Annotated in this window: 18 protein-coding genes; 8 read left to right on the plus strand and 10 right to left on the minus strand. The window is 54.6% G+C overall.

Annotated features, from left to right (window positions below):
- The 3 genes from OHL19_RS18290 to OHL19_RS18300 form a co-directional block, all read right to left on the minus strand.
- Positions 1-188: hypothetical protein (locus OHL19_RS18290; RefSeq protein WP_263359269.1), on the minus strand; the 188-nt coding region annotated here is incomplete at its 3' end.
- Between the two features lie 3 nt (positions 189-191).
- Positions 192-404 carry a PRTRC system protein C gene (locus OHL19_RS18295; RefSeq protein WP_263359270.1) on the minus strand — a complete coding sequence of 71 codons (213 nt, stop codon included), beginning with the start codon at positions 402-404 and terminating at the stop codon, positions 192-194.
- A gap of 94 nt (positions 405-498) precedes the next feature.
- Complete coding sequence (locus OHL19_RS18300; protein ID WP_263359271.1) at positions 499-750, minus strand: hypothetical protein; 252 nt, start codon at positions 748-750, stop codon at positions 499-501.
- 1,328 nt (positions 751-2,078) lie between these two features.
- On the opposite strand from OHL19_RS18300, the gene OHL19_RS18305 reads away from it, so the two are divergent.
- The 7 genes from OHL19_RS18305 to OHL19_RS18335 all read left to right on the plus strand — a co-directional run bounded on the left by OHL19_RS18305 (position 2,079) and on the right by OHL19_RS18335 (position 10,665).
- The gene (locus tag OHL19_RS18305) at positions 2,079-2,450 is read left to right on the plus strand and encodes a hypothetical protein (RefSeq protein ID WP_263359272.1); all 372 of its coding nucleotides are present in this window, start codon (positions 2,079-2,081) and stop codon (positions 2,448-2,450) included.
- Positions 2,451-2,669: 219 nt separating this feature from the next.
- A complete protein-coding gene (locus tag OHL19_RS18310; protein WP_263359273.1) occupies positions 2,670-5,834 on the plus strand; it encodes an efflux RND transporter permease subunit in 3,165 nt (1,054 codons plus the stop codon).
- An 11-nt stretch (positions 5,835-5,845) separates the two neighbouring features.
- On the plus strand, positions 5,846-6,259 hold the full coding sequence (locus OHL19_RS18315) for a FixH family protein (RefSeq protein WP_263359274.1): 414 nt from the start codon (positions 5,846-5,848) through the stop codon (positions 6,257-6,259).
- A gap of 16 nt (positions 6,260-6,275) precedes the next feature.
- Entirely contained in the window at positions 6,276-7,592 is a 1,317-nt protein-coding gene (locus OHL19_RS18320; protein WP_263359275.1) for a TolC family protein, read from the plus strand.
- An 11-nt stretch (positions 7,593-7,603) separates the two neighbouring features.
- Positions 7,604-8,881 (plus strand): efflux RND transporter periplasmic adaptor subunit, encoded by a 1,278-nt coding sequence (locus OHL19_RS18325; RefSeq protein ID WP_263359276.1) that lies wholly within the window; start codon positions 7,604-7,606, stop codon positions 8,879-8,881.
- An 82-nt stretch (positions 8,882-8,963) separates the two neighbouring features.
- Entirely contained in the window at positions 8,964-9,695 is a 732-nt protein-coding gene (locus OHL19_RS18330; RefSeq protein WP_263359277.1) for a cytochrome b/b6 domain-containing protein, read from the plus strand.
- Positions 9,688-10,665, plus strand: coding sequence for a molybdopterin-dependent oxidoreductase (locus OHL19_RS18335; RefSeq protein WP_263359278.1), 978 nt, complete (start codon positions 9,688-9,690; stop codon positions 10,663-10,665). Before OHL19_RS18330 ends, OHL19_RS18335 begins: the two co-directional genes overlap by 8 nt.
- Before the next feature lie 53 nt (positions 10,666-10,718).
- Here OHL19_RS18335 and OHL19_RS23160 read toward each other — a convergent pair whose 3' ends face one another.
- The 5 genes from OHL19_RS23160 to OHL19_RS18350 all read right to left on the minus strand — a co-directional run bounded on the left by OHL19_RS23160 (position 10,719) and on the right by OHL19_RS18350 (position 14,430).
- Positions 10,719-11,333 (minus strand): tyrosine-type recombinase/integrase, encoded by a 615-nt coding sequence (locus tag OHL19_RS23160; protein ID WP_396126803.1) that lies wholly within the window; start codon positions 11,331-11,333, stop codon positions 10,719-10,721.
- The gene (locus OHL19_RS23165; RefSeq protein WP_396126804.1) at positions 11,290-11,526 is read right to left on the minus strand and encodes a tyrosine-type recombinase/integrase; all 237 of its coding nucleotides are present in this window, start codon (positions 11,524-11,526) and stop codon (positions 11,290-11,292) included. The genes OHL19_RS23160 and OHL19_RS23165 overlap by 44 nt, the downstream gene beginning before the upstream one ends.
- Positions 11,527-11,821: 295 nt before the next feature.
- Entirely contained in the window at positions 11,822-12,250 is a 429-nt protein-coding gene (locus OHL19_RS18340) for a cytochrome c3 family protein (RefSeq protein ID WP_263359279.1), read from the minus strand.
- Positions 12,251-12,322: 72 nt separating this feature from the next.
- Positions 12,323-13,480, minus strand: coding sequence for a c-type cytochrome (locus OHL19_RS18345; protein WP_263359280.1), 1,158 nt, complete (start codon positions 13,478-13,480; stop codon positions 12,323-12,325).
- Between the two features lie 20 nt (positions 13,481-13,500).
- Entirely contained in the window at positions 13,501-14,430 is a 930-nt protein-coding gene (locus OHL19_RS18350; RefSeq protein WP_263359281.1) for a chromate resistance protein, read from the minus strand.
- A gap of 199 nt (positions 14,431-14,629) precedes the next feature.
- Here OHL19_RS18350 and OHL19_RS18355 point away from each other — a divergent pair, with 199 nt between their 5' ends.
- Positions 14,630-15,115: a YncE family protein gene (locus tag OHL19_RS18355; RefSeq protein ID WP_263359282.1), complete on the plus strand. Its 486-nt coding sequence runs from the start codon at positions 14,630-14,632 to the stop codon at positions 15,113-15,115.
- Between the two features lie 39 nt (positions 15,116-15,154).
- On the opposite strand, the gene OHL19_RS18360 is transcribed toward OHL19_RS18355, so the two are convergent.
- Entirely contained in the window at positions 15,155-16,090 is a 936-nt protein-coding gene (locus OHL19_RS18360; RefSeq protein ID WP_263359283.1) for an RNA polymerase sigma-70 factor, read from the minus strand.
- A gap of 135 nt (positions 16,091-16,225) precedes the next feature.
- Complete coding sequence (locus OHL19_RS18365; protein WP_263359284.1) at positions 16,226-16,483, minus strand: hypothetical protein; 258 nt, start codon at positions 16,481-16,483, stop codon at positions 16,226-16,228.
- Positions 16,484-16,800 lie beyond the last annotated feature (317 nt).

Raw genomic sequence — 16,800 nt, forward strand, 5'->3', positions numbered from 1 at the left:
GCCGGAAGGGATTGGCTCCGGCTCATGCTGTACTGGTCCACGGCTTCGGACACGGCGCGGGCGAGTGCGACGGATTGTTTGCATTGGAGGTGCCTCGCAAGTGCCTGGCTTGTCTCCGGCGGCGGCGCTGCAGCCTTGGCGGTAAACAGCGCGATCAAATCCTCCGGGGTCATCTTGGGCGCGGCCATCGGTCAGCCCTTCGTACCGATGGCCCGGCTGAAGGTGTAACGCAGCGCCGAGCCGGTGTCTTCCGGGCCGATCACTGATGCGGTTGCAATCTCGGGGTAGGCAGGGGTAAGCAGGTCGCGGACCTGGTCCACCGTCAACTCGGGGCCGGGGTCAGGAATCCGCACTCCGTTGTACTGGAACTCTCGCAAAAGCACTTCGGTTTTGAGGCTGCTCATGACTAATCTCCTTCTTGGACAACTGGCTGAACATCTTTGGGGTGAGGCTCGGAATGAAGCATTCGCTGCCAGTAGTGATCGGCAATGGAGCGGTTCATACTAGGTCGCAATAACTCCAGCGTCTGCGTCTCGTCGAGAACGAAGGCAAAGAAGCCATCCTGTCTTCCGAGATTTCGAGCAGGCCGGCGTGGCACGGCAAGTCCGGTTCCGGGCTGGCGGCGACTGCCGCGAAGAATTCCTTGGTTGCATCTGTGCGCACAAGATGTGTCGCAGCGCGCAATACGGCAGTATCGCTCTCGGTCAAAGCTGGGGCGACCGCAATCTCCCCGTTGTAGTAAACGTCCATAAGAACCTCCGGATGGCTTGTTGAAAGAATGGGACAGAGCGGGTCTGCCGCTCTAAAAGAGGCTGCCCTGTACAGGACTCGTTGGCTCGGGATTGATCGGCAATGGACTCGGTGCCGGATTCTCTGGACCCGATGACTCCGCAGCGCCAGAATCTGCTGCCGGACGGTACTTCGCTTCCAGCCGTTTCAGGATCGCCATCTCAGCAACGCGCAACGATTCGGCTGCTCTCTGTTCGTAACGACCGAGATAATTTCGCTTGCGGATTTCGCGTTGAAGCGCACGCTCCACGTCACAGAACGTGAACTCGGCCTCGCCCCAACACGGCCACTCCAGCGCCTGTTCCAGGAAACGCAGGCGGTCCGTATCGCAGGTGAACCAGGTGGAGTAGAACGTCGCTCGATTGTAATGCGCGTTATGAGGTGCTCCGCATAACGCGCATTATGCGGAGTTCGCTATTATGCGGAGCATTAGCGTCAAAACAGCGTGAATACAGCATTTGAACGCCAGTCCGCTATGCATATTTACGCGATTCAAACTCAACCCCTCGACAGACTTCCGGATCGTCTGTGGCTCACGAGTAACTCGGAAGTGTTGAGCTTGAGCAAAGCTCAATGAGTGACTCGGCGGTTCCGCAGTCGTCTTTGGAGGCTTCATGAAGAACCACAGAAGCAGAGACAATATAATGACAAACGCCAACCGGTAAGAAGAGGCGTCGGCCACATATACTAAAGACATGCACTGCCTGTACTTCCTGAGGGGTTTCTCCGATGTTGACGACTGATGTAGGGCGGGTCGAATCTGAAGACGCTCTGCCCCGGCTAATACCCGACGAGATGGGGAGTGCCCAAGGTGTGATCGCCTGGTCCAGCTTCGTTTTTGCGCTCCTACAAAGCGTCTGTACTTTTTTTACGGCCCTCGACGGTTTCCGCCTACTGATCGGAGTGAGTTCTCTCGCTGCCATTATTCAAGCTGGAGCAGCTTGGGATCATTTTCATGCGGACTGGATTCGGATACCGATGATGGGGTTTGCGCTGGTCGGCGCTTCATTGAATCTCGTCGTCCTCATCCACGTTCGGCACCTTCGTAATCGCCCTGCCTCACAGTGGCGCCAAAAACCGTTAACACCTCGTAAGATAAGCATGGAGCGAGTGCAGTTCATCTTGTCCTTCGTTACGCTGGCTCTGATCGGGATCGAAGAGCTAACGCATCTACGAACGTTTCATAGGCTCTAGCTCGCACTATACATTTGCATAGTTTTCATTTCCGCTGAAGGCATGTAACCTTTCATCAGATTGCGAATCTAAGGGCATGGACGGACTACAGCGCTATGAAGTCGCTCTACCAAATCGTCGCAACGACCATGCTCCTGCTATTCCTTGGGGTGTCGTCGGCGGACTGCTTGGTACCGAAAGCGCGGATGAGCGCCGCAGAAAAAGCATGCTGCCAGCAGATGGCAGGCCAGTGCGATATGAATATGGCGGCGAAGCATCCATGCTGCCAGAAGATCGTTCAGCATCATGATGACGCGGTTCTGAGCGACCTATCGCACTTCGTTCCCGTGCCACTGTCCTTGCATGTAGCAATGCTGGATCTGGATTTTTCTCTTCATGTGTCCGATCAGTCGTTTGTTCTTTTTGAACGGCTAGGACACCCGCCTCACGACCCTCCCAGCTCTTCCATCGAAATTCTAAGGGGCTGATTTAGCTCTAGTTTCCAGTGAAGGCACACATCCGTGTGCTTTCGCGTTTCCGATATGTACGACGTTCGGAGGCGACACGAGAGCTACGCCTTTTGCGGTAAGCATTGATTGCTTGCTGTGGGCACTCCTGACTTCAGAAGTTGTCGGCGACTCATCGCAACCTACCTTACGATCGACAGGCTGTAATTTTTGTTAACAGCTCTGAGGGAGAGGCTTGCCATGATTGACCGTCTTATCGAATTCTCGCTAAAAAACAAGTTCATCATTGTCATGCTTTGGATTGGCATTTCGTTATGGGGTCTGTGGGCGATGTTGCGCGCTCCTATCGATGCGATTCCAGATCTGAGCGACAACCAGGTGATCGTCTTCACGGATTGGCAAGGCCGCAGCCCGCAAGAGGTGGAGGACCAGATCACTTATCCGCTCACGGTAAGTTTGCAAGGCCTGCCTGGTGTGAAGGTAGTGCGGTCTTCGTCGGCCTTCGGCTTCTCGATGATCTTTGCCATCTTCAACGATGACGTTGACCTGTATTTCGCACGCACGCGAGTCCTCGAACGGCTGAATCTTGTGACCAAGCAACTTCCAGCTGGCGTCGTTCCAACGCTTGGGCCAGACGCGACAGGGGTGGGCCATGTCTTCTGGTACACGGTGGAAGGTGGCGGCAAGAGTCTACGCGATCTACGTTCATTGCAGGACTGGTACATTCGCTATCAGCTCAACTCGGTGCCTGGCGTTGCCGAAGTAGCGAGTGTTGGCGGCACCGTGCAGCAATACCAGATCGATGTCGATCCCAACCGGCTGCGCTCTTACGGCATTCCTCTCAGCACGGTCATGCGCGCTGTGATGGCGAGCAACTCCAATGTGGGTGGCAATGTCATCTCCGAGAACGGCTCCTGGTCGATTGTGCGCGGACTCGGACTTATTGAAAACCTTGATGACATCCGGAACATTGTGGTCGGTTTACACAACGGGACGCCAATCTTTGTGAAGGACCTGGGCACGATCAAGATCGGGGACGCCTTTCGCACGGCGGCGCTGGTGAAGAACAGCTCCGAAGCGGTCGGCGGCGTAATCGTTGCCCGCCAGGGTGAGAACACTAAGGAGGTCATCGACCGGGTCAAGCAAAAGATTAAAGAGCTGGAGCCTGGCCTTCCTCCCGGCGTCCATATCGTTCCGTTCTACGATCGTTCGCAGTTGATTGAAGCTACTGTGGACACACTTCGTCACGCGTTGATTGAAGAGATCATTCTGGTCACGCTTGCCCACATCATCTTCCTCGCGCACTTCCGAAGCATCCTCGTAGTCACGCTGCCGTTGCCGCTGGCGGTGCTGTGTTCCTTCCTCCTGCTGCATTATGCACATGTAACTTCCAACGTGATGTCGCTTGCTGGTATTGCGATCGCCATTGGAGTACTGGTTGACGCAGGTATCGTCGTCACTGAAAATGCGTTCCGTCATCTCGAAGGTGTTGATACGAACGATCGAGAACGGGTAGTCGAAATCGTCTTACGTGCGACAAAGCTGGTTGGCCGTCCGACCTTCTTCTCGATGGCAATTATCATTCTTGCCTTTGTTCCGGTGTTTGCGCTTACGGGGCAGGAAGGAAAGCTCTTTCATCCCCTTGCGTTTGCGAAGACCTTTGCAATGGTAAGCGCCACAGCAATCGCACTGACACTTGTACCTATTCTCTGTGTGCTCCTGCTGCGCGGCAAGTTCCATTCGGAGGACCAGAACCCCGTCATGCGCTTTCTGCAACGACTCTATCGTCCAGCTCTGTCCTGGGCTCTGGATCACCGCGCCATCACGCTGGGTGTTGCCGTTGTTTTCCTCGGAGGGGCGATTGTATTGGCTTCCGGGATAGGCAGCGAATTCATGCCACCGCTCAACGAAGGCGACATAATGTTCATGCCTATTGCGGATGCAAGCATCTCTTTGCAACAAAACATCGGATATGCGAAGCGGCAAGACAAAGTACTGGAGAGCTTCCCCGAAGTCGCCTATGTCGCGGCCAAGATAGCTCGGGCGGATACCTCAACCGATCCGGCTGGGCTGAACATGACGGAGACCATCGTGCATCTCAAGCCACGCGACCAGTGGCGGCCAGGCATGACCCTTCCGAAACTTAAGAGCGAAATGGATCGCGCCGTCTCTTTGCCGGGCGTGGCAAATATCTGGACTCAGCCAATCATCAACCGGATCGACATGCTTACAACCGGCATTCGCTCTGAGATCGGCATCAAGCTCTTTGGTTCGGACTTGACGGTTCTCGAGAGCAAAGCTCGTGAGATTGCCGACGCTGTGAGAACAGTGAAAGGCGCGAGCGACATCTATCCAGAGCAGGTTACGGGCGGACTGTATCTCGACATCAAGCCTAACCGCGAGGCAGCGGCACGCTACGGTATCGATGTTGGCGAAGTCCAGAATGTCATAGAGACCGCCATTGGTGAAAACAACCTGACCACCACCATCGAAGGGCGACAACGTTTCCCGGTACGCGTGCGTTATGCCCCGGAGTTCAGACGCAATCCGGAAGATATCGCGAATGTCCTCGTGACCGGAGCAAATAGGGTGCAGATCCCACTGGGGCAGGTAGCAGATATCAAACAAGTATCAGGCCCGGCCCAGATCAACAGCGAGAACGGCTTGCTGGAGGTTTCGGTTCTGCTCAATGCGCGTGGGCGAGACGCTGGCAGTGTGATCGCCGATGCGGAAAAAGCCATCAAGGCAAAGGTCCAATTGCCTCCCGGTTACTACTACAACTGGAGCGGGCAATTTGAAAATGAGGTCCGGGCGAAGAAGCGGTTGCAGATCGTCATGCCCATCGCCATCGGCATCATCTACATTCTCCTCTACCTGACTTACCGCTCTTTCCTTGAAGCAGCTCACGTCCTGCTTGCTGTGCCGTTTGCTCTCACTGGCGGGCTCTACCTGCTCTGGCTGCTTCACTACAACTTCTCGGTAGCTGTCTGGGTCGGATTCATCGCGCTCTTCGGAACGGCGGTGCAGACGACGGTTGTCATGGTCATCTACCTCGAAGAAGCTGTCGAACGAAAACGACTCAAATACGGAATACTGACTATCGCCAATCTGCGTGAAGCCGTAATGGAGGGCGCTCTTCTCCGTCTTCGCCCGAAGTTCATGACGGTCTCGACGATCGTTGCTGGACTTCTGCCCATCTTCTGGAGCACGCGTGTCGGCTCCGAAGTGATCCGTCCTCTGGCAACACCCGTTCTTGGCGGGATGCTTAGTTCGCTCGCCCATGTGCTGATCGTTACACCAGTCATCTTCCTGTGGTTGCGTGAGCGAGAACTTCGCCGTAGCCAATCGCAGGGGGAAGCATTGCAGCCGGTGGAAGCAATACAACTCTCTCAAACCTCTCTCTAAGGAGAATTCTGATGAAGACTGTTTATGCAATGCTGTTGATGTTCATCGTCGTTCTGGCTGGTTGCAATGGCGGCAAGGTGGATGTCAATTCACTTAAACCTGCAGCGACCCGCACGGTTGGAAAACTAACCGTCGTGCTTTTGAACAAGAGCGGCGAACTCATGCAAGGGCAAAACGAGTTTGTCGTGCAGTTCAAGGACGACCAGGGGCAGCCCGCGGATGTAGGTGATGTGCAACTTGGCTCCAGCATGTCCATGCCCAGCATGGCACCTATGTCAGGCGATGCGGAGATCACGCCGACCGGTCAGACAGGGATCTACAAAGTGACCTCGAACTTCGCGATGAGTGGGGCATGGCACTTCACTCTCTCCTGGAACGGACCATACGGCCATGGACACACAAACTTCAACAACAACGTGAGGTAGAGAGATGAAGAGACACATGCTATCCCATCGATCATGGCTGTTTCTGATAGTGGTGGTGCTAGGCGGGATATCGCTTCCTGCTCAGGAAGTCCCGTCTCGACCGGCGAGTGATTTTCTTGACGCTCAACAAGGCATCACCGAAACGGAACTCGTTACGCGGGCTTTGGCCTCAAACCCTACTCTGTTGGCACAACGTCAACAGATCGAGATGGCGAAGGGAGACGTAACCCAGGCTCACCTCCATAAGAACCCATCGTTGATGTTAGGTGGACTCAAAGAAGTGAACGGCGACGATCACGGGATCAACGCTACGGGTTCGCTTCCCTTGGAACTCTACGGACGCCGCGCTCGACGTACTGAGGTAGCGGAGAGCAAGGAAGATGTTTCGAAGCAGAGCGTCGCAGATCAGGAGCGCCTGCTGACAGGAGAGGTGCGCTCGCGTTTTGGAGAAGCGCTCGCGTCAGTTCGCAATCTGATGTTTGTGGAACAACTGCTAAAGGTGAACGAGGACTTCCTGAAACTCATGGAAGATCGGGTCCACCAGGGAGCAACGCCGCCGCTCGATGCCGACGAGACTCGCGTTGAGGTCAACCGCATTGAGACAATGCGTATCGACTATCAAGCCAAGGCCGAGATTGCGCTGCTTGGCCTCAAGGAAGCGGTCGGGATCGACCCAGAGGAACCTATCCGGTTAAAAGGCGAGCTTGCACTCGGCTCGCTTACCTATGACCAGAAACAGCTTCTTCAACTGGCGATGGAACATCGGCCTGATTTGGCCATGCAACACGCGAGCGAAGCGCTGGCTAACGCAGAACTCCGTTCAGATAAGGCGATAGGAAAACCCGATGCCAGTGTCTTCGGCGGTTATGAGCGTCCGAATAGTGGCTTCTCGCAAGAGGCATTTGATACAGCGGGGAACCTCAGTCCAATCCGTCAGAGCTTCAATCATGTCGTCTTCGGTCTCAACATCAACCTGCCGGTCTTTGATCGCAACCAAGGGACGGCAGTTGCCGATACCGCGGCGATCCGGGCCGCGCAGAGCCAGATTGCGGCGGTCAATTTGACCCTGCGACATGAGGTTATACAGAACCTGATTCGATTCAACGGAGCCCAGGCGCGAGTCGCTGTCTACCGGAGCGGTGTCCGTGATCAAGCTTCACACAATCTGGATGTAGTTCGGCAGACCTATGCCTATGGTCGCAGCACTCTGTTGGATGTCATAGCGGAGCAGCGCCGTTACATCGATATTGAAACCGGATATACAGACATCCTGCTCAACGCTTATACAGCACGCGTATCTCTCGAACAAGCAGTCGGAACCGACCTGCAATGAAAGGTGAAGCTATGCAGAATGCAGAGAAGAAAGAAGTCCCCACAAACCCGCGTCGCCGGATCATTTGGATCGGTCTCGGTACAGTCACGGTTCTCGCAATTGTGGCAGGAATCTGGTTCGGAACGCAGAGCATTGCCAAGCCCAAGACGAAGCAGCACGGCCCCATGCCGAGTATGGCTGATATGCCTGCCCCCATGAACGATGATTCAGCGGACTCAACAGTGAATGGCACAACTCTACAGGTCGACCTCGGTCCGGATGATCTCAAGAAAGCGCAGTTGACAACCGTTCATGTTGACATGGGGAAGACTACCAGCACGCTTCGAGTTCCCGGAATCGTCAATCCGGATGAGTACCACGAGGTCCATGTCACACCGCTTGTTGGCGGCATCATCAAACAAGTTCCCGTCGTGCTCGGCGATCATGTGCGACGCGGCCAGACCCTGGCAGTGATCTTCAGCAGTGAGCTCGCGACGGCCGAATCCGAATATCTTGCGATGCTGGCTGAATTTGAAGCCGATCACAAAAAGCTTGAACGCACGCAGAACCTCGTCAAATTAGGGGCAGCCAGCCGGCAGGAAGAGGAAGAGGTGACGGCGGACCACGCTGCACATGACGCACATGTGCGGGCAGCTTTGGAGAAACTAAGGCTACTGGGAGCGAGCGACCACCAGATCGCCGCACTGAAACAAGCCGAACAGATCGATGCCAACCTCTCTGTGCCAGCGCCAATCAACGGCATCGTGTTGACGCGTACAGCGAACCTCGGCCTGGTTACGAATATGTCGCAGGAGTTATTTACCGTAGCAGACCTATCAACAGTGTGGGTGATGGCAAGCATCAATGAGAAAGACTTCTCGAAGGTGCATGTTGGTACAACCGCCACGGTAACAACCCAGGCTTACCCAAGGCGTGTCTGGAATGGCCCCGTTGTCTATATCCAACCCCAGATCGATCCCAGTTCACGGACAGCACAAGCTCGTATCGAAGTGGCGAATCCAGGTGAAAGTCTGCGGCTCGATATGTATTTGGATGTTGCCTTCACCGCCGAGAGTGGCAAAGGCTTAACCGTTCCCGAGGCGGCGGTACAAGCAATCGGAGAAAAGCAATATGTCTTTCTCCCGGTCAAGGATAGCGATGGGAGCTTCGCGGTACGTCAGGTGCGGCTCGGCCCTGCGTCCAATGGCTACTACCCCATTCTCGATGGGTTGAAGCTCAACGACGAGGTTGTCAAGGAAGGCAGCTTCATCCTTAAGGCCGAGGCTATACGCCAACATCCCGAGTTGTAGAGGCAATGGAGCCATGAACGAAAACAGCGAGACACCACAAAATGGCACATCAGGTCCATTGGTGCCTGAGAGCAAATCTCGAATGGAAACGCACCAAGAAACGACGGTTGCAGTGGAGTACAAGCACTCGCTTGCGACTCGCTGGATGCACTGGCTCAATTTTCCGCTGCTGTTCCTGATGATCTATTCAGGAATGCTCATCTATTGGGCCGATTCGCAGCACGAAGGACTCCACTCCCATCAGGTCTACCGCATCGGGATTGGGAATTGGACGCTGTTTCGGCCCTTCCCTCGATGGTTCTACAGCTCTCTGCATCTCAAATTCCAGCTTGCACAAGGGCTGGCATACCACTTCTTCTTCATGTGGTTTTTCGCCTTGAATGGCGTGGCTTACGTCCTCTATACCTTCCTGTCAGGAGAGTGGCGCAACTTAGTGCCGACCCGTCATTCATTCGCAGGGGCATTACACGTCGTGTTGCACGATCTGGGCCTGAGCAAACGCCCGTTACCACGACAAAAATTCAACGACGCTCAACGGATAGCCTACACAGGCGTCGTACTGATGGGCATGGGTTCCTTGCTTACCGGACTCGCCATCTATAAACCGACCCAACTCCATATCATCACAACCCTGCTCGGCGGCTATGAGATGGCGCGATGGTTCCACTTCTGGCTGACGCTCTCTTATGTCGGCTTCTTCCTGGTGCACGTTGCACAGGTTATTCGCGCCGGTTGGAATAACTTTCGCGCCATGATCATTGGCTATCAAGTCGTGTCTACAGGGTCCGACCGTAAGGAGGCTTCAGATGGATAATGCCCCTCTGGAAGTTAAACCCGAAGATATCCGTCGACGAACCCGGCGTAGCCTGTTGATCGGCGGCGCCACAGCGGCCGTAGGCGGAGGTTTATGGAAATGGCTCAATAGCTGGACGAGGATCGAGAGTCTTAGCGCACCTTTTCGCAGAGTTCTGGATTTTAACGCGGCAATTGCGCGCGGGTTGTTTCGAGAAAAGGCGCGCGCCCCGGAATATGCTCGATCGAAAGCTGTGCCATTCTTCCGCCGTAATGGAGATATTGGACTCGCCGACCTGAAGATCCAGGACTGGAGGCTTCAACTCATCGGTGTTGGCGATCCTGCTTCTTACATGCAATTCAGCAAGGACGTCACCACCTGGATGTACGGGGTGAACCCTTCAGTTGAGGAACAAGCGGAAGCTGGCTCTGGCCCGCTTCCCGATACGCCGATTGCCCATGAAGCTGACGCAAAGGGCGAGGCTGTGAGCATGAAACCGATGAAGATGCCGGGGGACGCACATATGGGAGTCTCAGGATTGCTCCTCACGATGGCCGACATCAAGAGACTTCCGCATGCCGAAATGGTGACTGAGTTCAAGTGCATCGAAGGGTGGAGCGAGATTGTGTATTGGGGTGGAGTGCGACTGCGGGACTTCCTCGCTGCCTTCCCCCCGCAAAAAGCTAATTACGAAGATCTGCGCCCCGCCGAATTTCTGATGAACTTTCCCGAGTACATTGCTTTCCAAACACCCGACGGTCAATATTATGTTGGAATCGAACGTGAAGTGGCTTTGCACCCCCAAACATTCCTCGCCTACGAGATGAATGGCCAGCCGCTAAGTTTGGAACACGGAGCACCTCTGCGTTTAGTGACGCCACTGAAGTATGGTGTGAAGCAGATCAAACAGATTGGCCGAATCACATATACGCACAGCAGGCCGCGAGACTATTGGTATGAGCAAGGATACGATTACTATGCTGGCTTATAGTGACTTTAGCTGCGAAAAGAGCATTTATCGCCCGCAACATTATCAGGGCGCAACTATGCCTCAGCTGGTGTGGCGATACAGAGCCCCCTAAGTTCGGGGAGTTTCAATGCTGCAGCCCGAACGTGTTTTTCCAAAACATATTCGAAGCCAGCTCGTCTCATGGGATTTCCCGCAGCGTTGACGAACAATTCAGGAGTACGAGGGGAACCACGAACAGATAACCACGCACGGAGGTCAGCGGCAGTTTCCTTCCACAGTGGAAGGCATCTCTCCCGTCTTCCTTTTCCGCAAACGCGAATACGCGGAGGATGGCGTAAGGACACACTTTCAATCGACAAATCAACCAGCTCAGACACCCGAAGACCGGCAGCGAAACAAAGATGCAACATTGCTCTGTCTCGAATACCCAAGCGCGTTGACAGATTTGGAGCGCCCAAAATCGCTCTGATCTGTTTCATCGTGAGGTGTTGAACCAGGGCCTGATCATGACGTTTCGTTGGGATAGCACAAATCTGGTGTACTTGTTCGAGTGAAGAAGGCAGGCGCAGTTCGACGTATCGCATGAAGGCCTTTACCGCGGCCAGTCGCGAATTCCTCGTGACGTCGGAGTTCGATCGAGTCTTCTCAATATGTTTCAAGAAGTATCCTTGTGTTCGTCCAGTCCACATCGATCAGCCGTAGCCCGACGATATCGCCTGCGCGCAGTCCCAAACGAGCCAAGAATAAAAGAACAGCCTTGTCGCGTAGCCCCGCGTTATCTGTTGGGCACGCAGCGATGACCTGATTCACAACTTCTGGCGCGAGAAACTTGGGCAACGATGAAGACTGCCTCGAAGCGTAAGCGGGCAGAGCAAACTCCAATCAGGGTTTCGGTTAGCCAGTCGGTCCAGGCAGCGAAAGATTGAAGCATTCGGAACAGCGACCGTTTTTTTATAGCCTCGACGGTGAAGCCAGTCCGAAAAATCATCGACATGGTTAACAGCGGGACCCGAATAGAGTCTTCGCCGCGTAATTGCTGCGCCTACGTGTTGTTCGAGCATGTTGCCTCCTTTAAGACGAGGAGACAACGTTCTACCCATCGATGCTAGCGAAACTTTTCTAGCATCGATGGAAGTTCATGAGACAGATAAACGCGAAGGGCGGTCTAGGACCAGTCTCACTGTCCAACTCTCCACGGAGAGGCTGTCGTCCAACCCATCATCTCTTTCGTTGCCCAGTCAGTCGTCTTGTCTGTATGGCAGGTCGTGCATGGATTCGGCATCTTGTATTTATCTGTCATCGCCGGCGTGATGAATTTGAAGGTATGGGAGCTGACGAAGGAACCGGGAACGCCCTCGGTCTCGATCTTCGGCATGTGGCAGGCAACGCACTGGCTCCCTGGGCTACCGTCCTTGTGGTGGGTGTGCTCTTCGAGGGATGTCGTGTGCGGTCCGTTGGGAGATGTGGGACCGTGGCAGTCGAGGCAGAGCTTGTCCGCAGGCTTGCGGAGCTGCGCGTAGTTCTCCGTGCCATGTACGTCATGACAGGTGGCGCACATCACGCCATGCTGGTACATCACGCTCTGCACGAAATCGTTCCCCTGCATCCGGTTCTTGTGAGCAGTCCCGTCCGCGAAGTGGGTAAAAGTCGTCTGGCCGAGTGTGTGATCTTCCAGCTTTCAATAGTCCGCCAGGTGGAGACCGATTCGATAGCCTACCGGCCAGTCATATGCCTTGCCTTCGATCTGCTTACTGAGAGGTTGTCCTTGAGAGTGGCAGGCGATGCAGGTGTCGTTCGCATCCACGTTATCCATCTCAGACGGATTGAGGATGTTGGTGCGTCTGGGATGGGCTACGTGTTCGCTGCCAGGGCCGTGGCAGCGTTCGCAGCCGACGTTCCATTCGGCGACCTGCTTGGTGTGGATGTCATAACTGACGGAATGGCAGCCATCGCAGGTCGGCCCGGTCGGACGCTGCATGTTGTCCGATGGATAAAACGCCGTCCACCAATCTGCGCCGGTATCAGGGACGTGATAGTTCAGCCATTTCTTGTTTTTGATGTCCCATTGGACCGGCAGAGGGTAGTAGTCCTCTCCCACTTTGGTGAAGTAGCGCTGCTTCCACTTGCTTCCGTAGATGAAGGCGACTTGATCCAACGTGAACTTGGCAACGTCGTTGGTATTAAGATCGGGAATGATGGCGTCTGGATGCGTCTTCGGATCACGCACCACGTTGGCCATAGGCGTCTTCTTCCAGCGCTCGTAGATGTCTGCGTGGCACTTCTGACAGGACTTCGAACCTACATAATGGGCCGAGTTCGCCACTCTCTCTTGAGTTGCCACCTCTTGCGGCGTTGCCGAACGAAAACTCCGAATGTACGAGACGAGTTTCCAGCTATCCGACGAAGACGCCGAGTGCATCGCGGGCATGCCCGTAAGTTCCACTCCGTTTTCTATGATGTAGTGGATCTCACCATCGGACAGCTTTTGCGTAGCGTCCAGCCGCAGATCGGGGACACGGGGATAGACATTTGCTCCGATGGGGGTCAACCCATGAGCATCTGCTCCATGACAGGACGCGCAGCGCGCGAGGTAGTCTTCACGGCCTTGCTGGAGCGCAACCGGATCGCCAGCGACAGGATTGACCTTGCTCCGCTCTGAACCCGGAATCGCAAAGTCGCGCACGGAACGCGCCACTACAGTTTCAAAAGCCGATGGTTTGGACGAAGCACGAAAGCCACGCCACTTGAGCAGGCCGACTCCGGCGCCCAAGACCAGGAGCAACACGAGGAATGCAATAACGACAATCTTCCGAAGATCAATTTTTGGCGCGTTCATCTGTGACCCCTTACTGCGAACTACTGAATGGAGTGGTAGAACCCCTCGATGAGGTCCATGCCTCTGCGGAGCAGTTCTTCGTCGGAAACAGCTTGCTTCGCCCATCCCTGGAGAATCTGGTTGATTAGGTTTCCCTCGGAGCGCCCGAACTTGTCATCCTCAAGATCGGCGTCATGAATCGCCTGGGCGATAAGTTGGACCTTTTTGTCGGTCACCCGAAAGGCGTGGCAAAGCGTCTCAAAGGTGCAGTTGTCCCCTTCGTGACCAAAACCACCGGCTTGAAACATATCGAACGGTATGACGCCTTGGTGCACAGACTGGTCCTTGCCAAATACGAATGTCGCCTTCGGATCGACGAACCGTGCGATTAGCCATGCAGACGACACTCGGTCGATGCCCGGTCGCGGGCGTGTCATCCAGACCCGGTTCTGGTAGTCGGCCTTGGAAGCAATTGCTATCTTCGCCTTCTCGGTCTTCACTCGCGGTTGCTCTGCTCTCTTCAAGGCTTCCTCTGCTTTTCTCCGCATTGGACTTTCAAAGAAGTCGATGGCTACGATCTCTTCGTACCTCCGCCGTATCCGGGGAATTTGGGTCGACGTTCCCTTAGTTGCCGGTTTCAGTTTTTTGGCTTCCTCAATCAATGCTTCGTAGTCCGCTGCTCGCGCCTGCCGAAACTGCTCCTGCAGCGCTCTCGGCGGTAGATCGTCGATGGCCTGGATTTGAAGGATGGACGCCTCTCCTTTGAAGCTGCGAATGGCAGTTGCCAGCCACTCAAATCGTTCCTGGTTCACCGGACTATTCGGAAGCACATAACCTGCATTCCGCAAAGGGATCGAACCGAACTTCTGCAACTTCCTCCATATCCCGACGCGCTCGCTTGCCTTGCTCGATGGGAGGGTGAAGATCAGGAGCAGCCATGGCGAACCCTCCCACTGAGATGTTATGTTCATAACAGTCGTATGTTACGACAGCAACCTTGCGGTTTGCAAAGAAGACGATTCTGGATAATTCGAAGGAAGGCATCTTTATGAGCAGGCATACCAATGGGCGATCAACGCCGCCTTAGCTATCTCGCTCGTCCCGAATGTGGCGTGTTCGCAGACCACACGTACCGGAGTCCAGGTATTGAAGGAAGTTGCAGACATACCAATGCCAGGACCCGCCGTTCGCTTCGATTACCAGAGTCTGGACGAGGAACACGGTCGGCTCTACATCGCCCACATGAATGCTGATCAACTCGTCGTCTTCGATACGCAGAAACATCAGGTCGCCGGGAATCTGGACGGCTTCAAGCGCGTGCATGGCGTCCTCGCGGTGCCGGAGATTGGCAGAGCGTACGCGTCTATTACAGGCGAGCATCAAGCCGCCGCTGTGGACATGGCCACTCTCAAAATGATCGCAACATCAGGGTCTGTCACGTATCCGGACGGAATTGCATATTCGCCGGCAACCAAGAGAGTTTTCGTCTTTGATGAGCACGGCGGCGTGGACGCCGTGATTGACGCCGGAAGCAACAAACTTTTGACCAATATCTCGCTAGGCGGCGGGCCCGGCAACACCGTCTATGATTCTGGCTCGGGGAACATCTTCGTGGCAGTACATGGGGGTGGGCTGACCCTATCTTTGCCTGTTTAGCCTGATCTAGAAAACGCGCTCCGCCATCCAGTTCCAACCCTAGTTGAAAATTGCGGCGAGCTTGCTCGGTCTCATGATCCACATAATCTGATGGATGCCTTGCTCGGATGTATCAATCGCCGCGAGGGCAACGGGGACACCATCGCGCGACAGAAGAGCGGATGCCTGTCCATTTGTTTCGATCCACTTAAGCGTCATGCCCGTCCAGAAATGTGAAGCAAAAGCCGCAATGAACTTCGCAACACGCTCGCGGCCAGATACCGGGGCTCGGGCTGCTGTGCGTACAACGCCTCCGCCATCCGAGTAAGAGATAACATCTTCTGAGAAGAGACCTTCCAGCGCAGCCATATCTCCCTTTTGCGCAGCATCGATAAAAGCCTCCAGAAGGCGCCGCTGCTCCTCCAAACTGGAAGGTGCGCGCCGCTCATCTGCGATATGTTTGCGGGCGCGGGAGACGAGTTGTCGAGTATTTGCTTCCTCCATTTGAAGGATGTCCGCGATCTGGCGATAAGAGTAATCGAACGCTTCGCGCAGAACATATGCGGCACGTTCCGTCGGAGACAGTTTCTCAAGGAGCAGCAGGATTGCGAGCCTCAATGCTTCGCCGCGTTCCGCACCTAATGCGGGATCGTTACTGGTGTCCACCGGTTCGGGAAGCCAAGTGCCAACATAGGTTTCTCGCCGCGATCTCGCGCTCTGAGCGAAATTGATACACATTCGTGTTGTAGTTGTGGCTAGAAATGCCGGAGGGGTCTCAACCACACTTCTATCAATCGCCTGCCACCGCAACCAAACGTCTTGTACGATATCTTCGGCTTCCGCGGCACTTCCGAGCATGCGGTAGGCAATACCGAACAAGCGCGGACGCACTTTGGTAAAGGTCTCAAGACCATCGTCGTGTTCGCTGGTTCTTGCGCTAAGACCAGTAGACGAAACAAGTTGCGATTTTGGTCGTTCTGCCATTGCAATAGCCATAGTAAATCTCGTGACGGAACAATGTCGTTGGAACAAGCCTTGTTGCTAATGAGCTACAAATGGGTGCCGAAATCTATCCCTTATCCCCCGTCCATAACTCAAAGGTCATATCCGTCCAAACCTTGAGGTTTCAAGTCATTCCAAACATTTCCCACCCTCCTCTTCGTTGAGTGGAGGATCATCAGAATCATCAGTGATAAGTTCTTCTGCCGCATACTCTCTTTGTTCATTGAATCTCTCACTCCGCGATTGAGGCGGATCGTCAGACTCTAAAATCATGCGTAGCTCTTCCTCGGTCTTATCGAGGTAAATCTCTTCCTGACGAGCCTGCTCCTCGTAATACGCGTCCGTTCGGAATGGAATGTTCTCGCCGTTGCTGTCCTGCGTACACATCGCTATAGTTCCTTTCCCACTGCTCTTGTCTATCCCAACGAATAACGCGCCCTTTAACGATGGCTACGAATAGGCGCCATTCTCCACGACTTGTCTGCCAGCCGCCCCAATCTTCCTGCACGAATCTCGACTACGGCACGGGAAAACATAGACCAAACACCGCGCTGGTTTGTGACAGGTCTTGCCCAGATTTATTTAAAGGTGGCTTCTTGTCACGGTTACGAGGACTGTCCTGTCATAGATGGCAACGGTGCGAGTAGGCATGTCGCCATCACTCACATCGATCAAGAATTGAAAGGGAGATTTATGCAGGAGAC

It is taken from the genome of Acidicapsa ligni, assembly GCF_025685655.1.
Taxonomy (GTDB): domain Bacteria; phylum Acidobacteriota; class Terriglobia; order Terriglobales; family Acidobacteriaceae; genus Acidicapsa; species Acidicapsa ligni.

Bases quoted from the DNA above. Each gene is read 5' to 3' on its own strand.
- OHL19_RS18355 (WP_263359282.1), top strand. From the start codon at position 14,630: ATGCCAGGACCCGCCGTTCGCTTCGATTACCAGAGTCTGGACGAGGAA.
- OHL19_RS18335 (WP_263359278.1), top strand. From the start codon at position 9,688: ATGGATAATGCCCCTCTGGAAGTTAAACCCGAAGATATCCGTCGACGA.
- OHL19_RS18305 (WP_263359272.1), top strand. From the start codon at position 2,079: ATGAAGTCGCTCTACCAAATCGTCGCAACGACCATGCTCCTGCTATTC.
- OHL19_RS18330 (WP_263359277.1), top strand. From the start codon at position 8,964: ATGGAAACGCACCAAGAAACGACGGTTGCAGTGGAGTACAAGCACTCG.
- OHL19_RS18325 (WP_263359276.1), top strand. From the start codon at position 7,604: ATGCAGAATGCAGAGAAGAAAGAAGTCCCCACAAACCCGCGTCGCCGG.
- OHL19_RS18345 (WP_263359280.1), bottom strand. From the start codon at position 13,480: ATGAACGCGCCAAAAATTGATCTTCGGAAGATTGTCGTTATTGCATTC.
- OHL19_RS18295 (WP_263359270.1), bottom strand. From the start codon at position 404: ATGAGCAGCCTCAAAACCGAAGTGCTTTTGCGAGAGTTCCAGTACAAC.
- OHL19_RS18300 (WP_263359271.1), bottom strand. From the start codon at position 750: ATGGACGTTTACTACAACGGGGAGATTGCGGTCGCCCCAGCTTTGACC.
- OHL19_RS18350 (WP_263359281.1), bottom strand. From the start codon at position 14,430: ATGAACATAACATCTCAGTGGGAGGGTTCGCCATGGCTGCTCCTGATC.
- OHL19_RS18340 (WP_263359279.1), bottom strand. From the start codon at position 12,250: ATGCAGGGGAACGATTTCGTGCAGAGCGTGATGTACCAGCATGGCGTG.
- OHL19_RS18310 (WP_263359273.1), top strand. From the start codon at position 2,670: ATGATTGACCGTCTTATCGAATTCTCGCTAAAAAACAAGTTCATCATT.
- OHL19_RS18360 (WP_263359283.1), bottom strand. From the start codon at position 16,090: ATGGCTATTGCAATGGCAGAACGACCAAAATCGCAACTTGTTTCGTCT.
- OHL19_RS18315 (WP_263359274.1), top strand. From the start codon at position 5,846: ATGAAGACTGTTTATGCAATGCTGTTGATGTTCATCGTCGTTCTGGCT.
- OHL19_RS18320 (WP_263359275.1), top strand. From the start codon at position 6,276: ATGCTATCCCATCGATCATGGCTGTTTCTGATAGTGGTGGTGCTAGGC.
- OHL19_RS18365 (WP_263359284.1), bottom strand. From the start codon at position 16,483: ATGTGTACGCAGGACAGCAACGGCGAGAACATTCCATTCCGAACGGAC.
- OHL19_RS23160 (WP_396126803.1), bottom strand. From the start codon at position 11,333: ATGTGGACTGGACGAACACAAGGATACTTCTTGAAACATATTGAGAAG.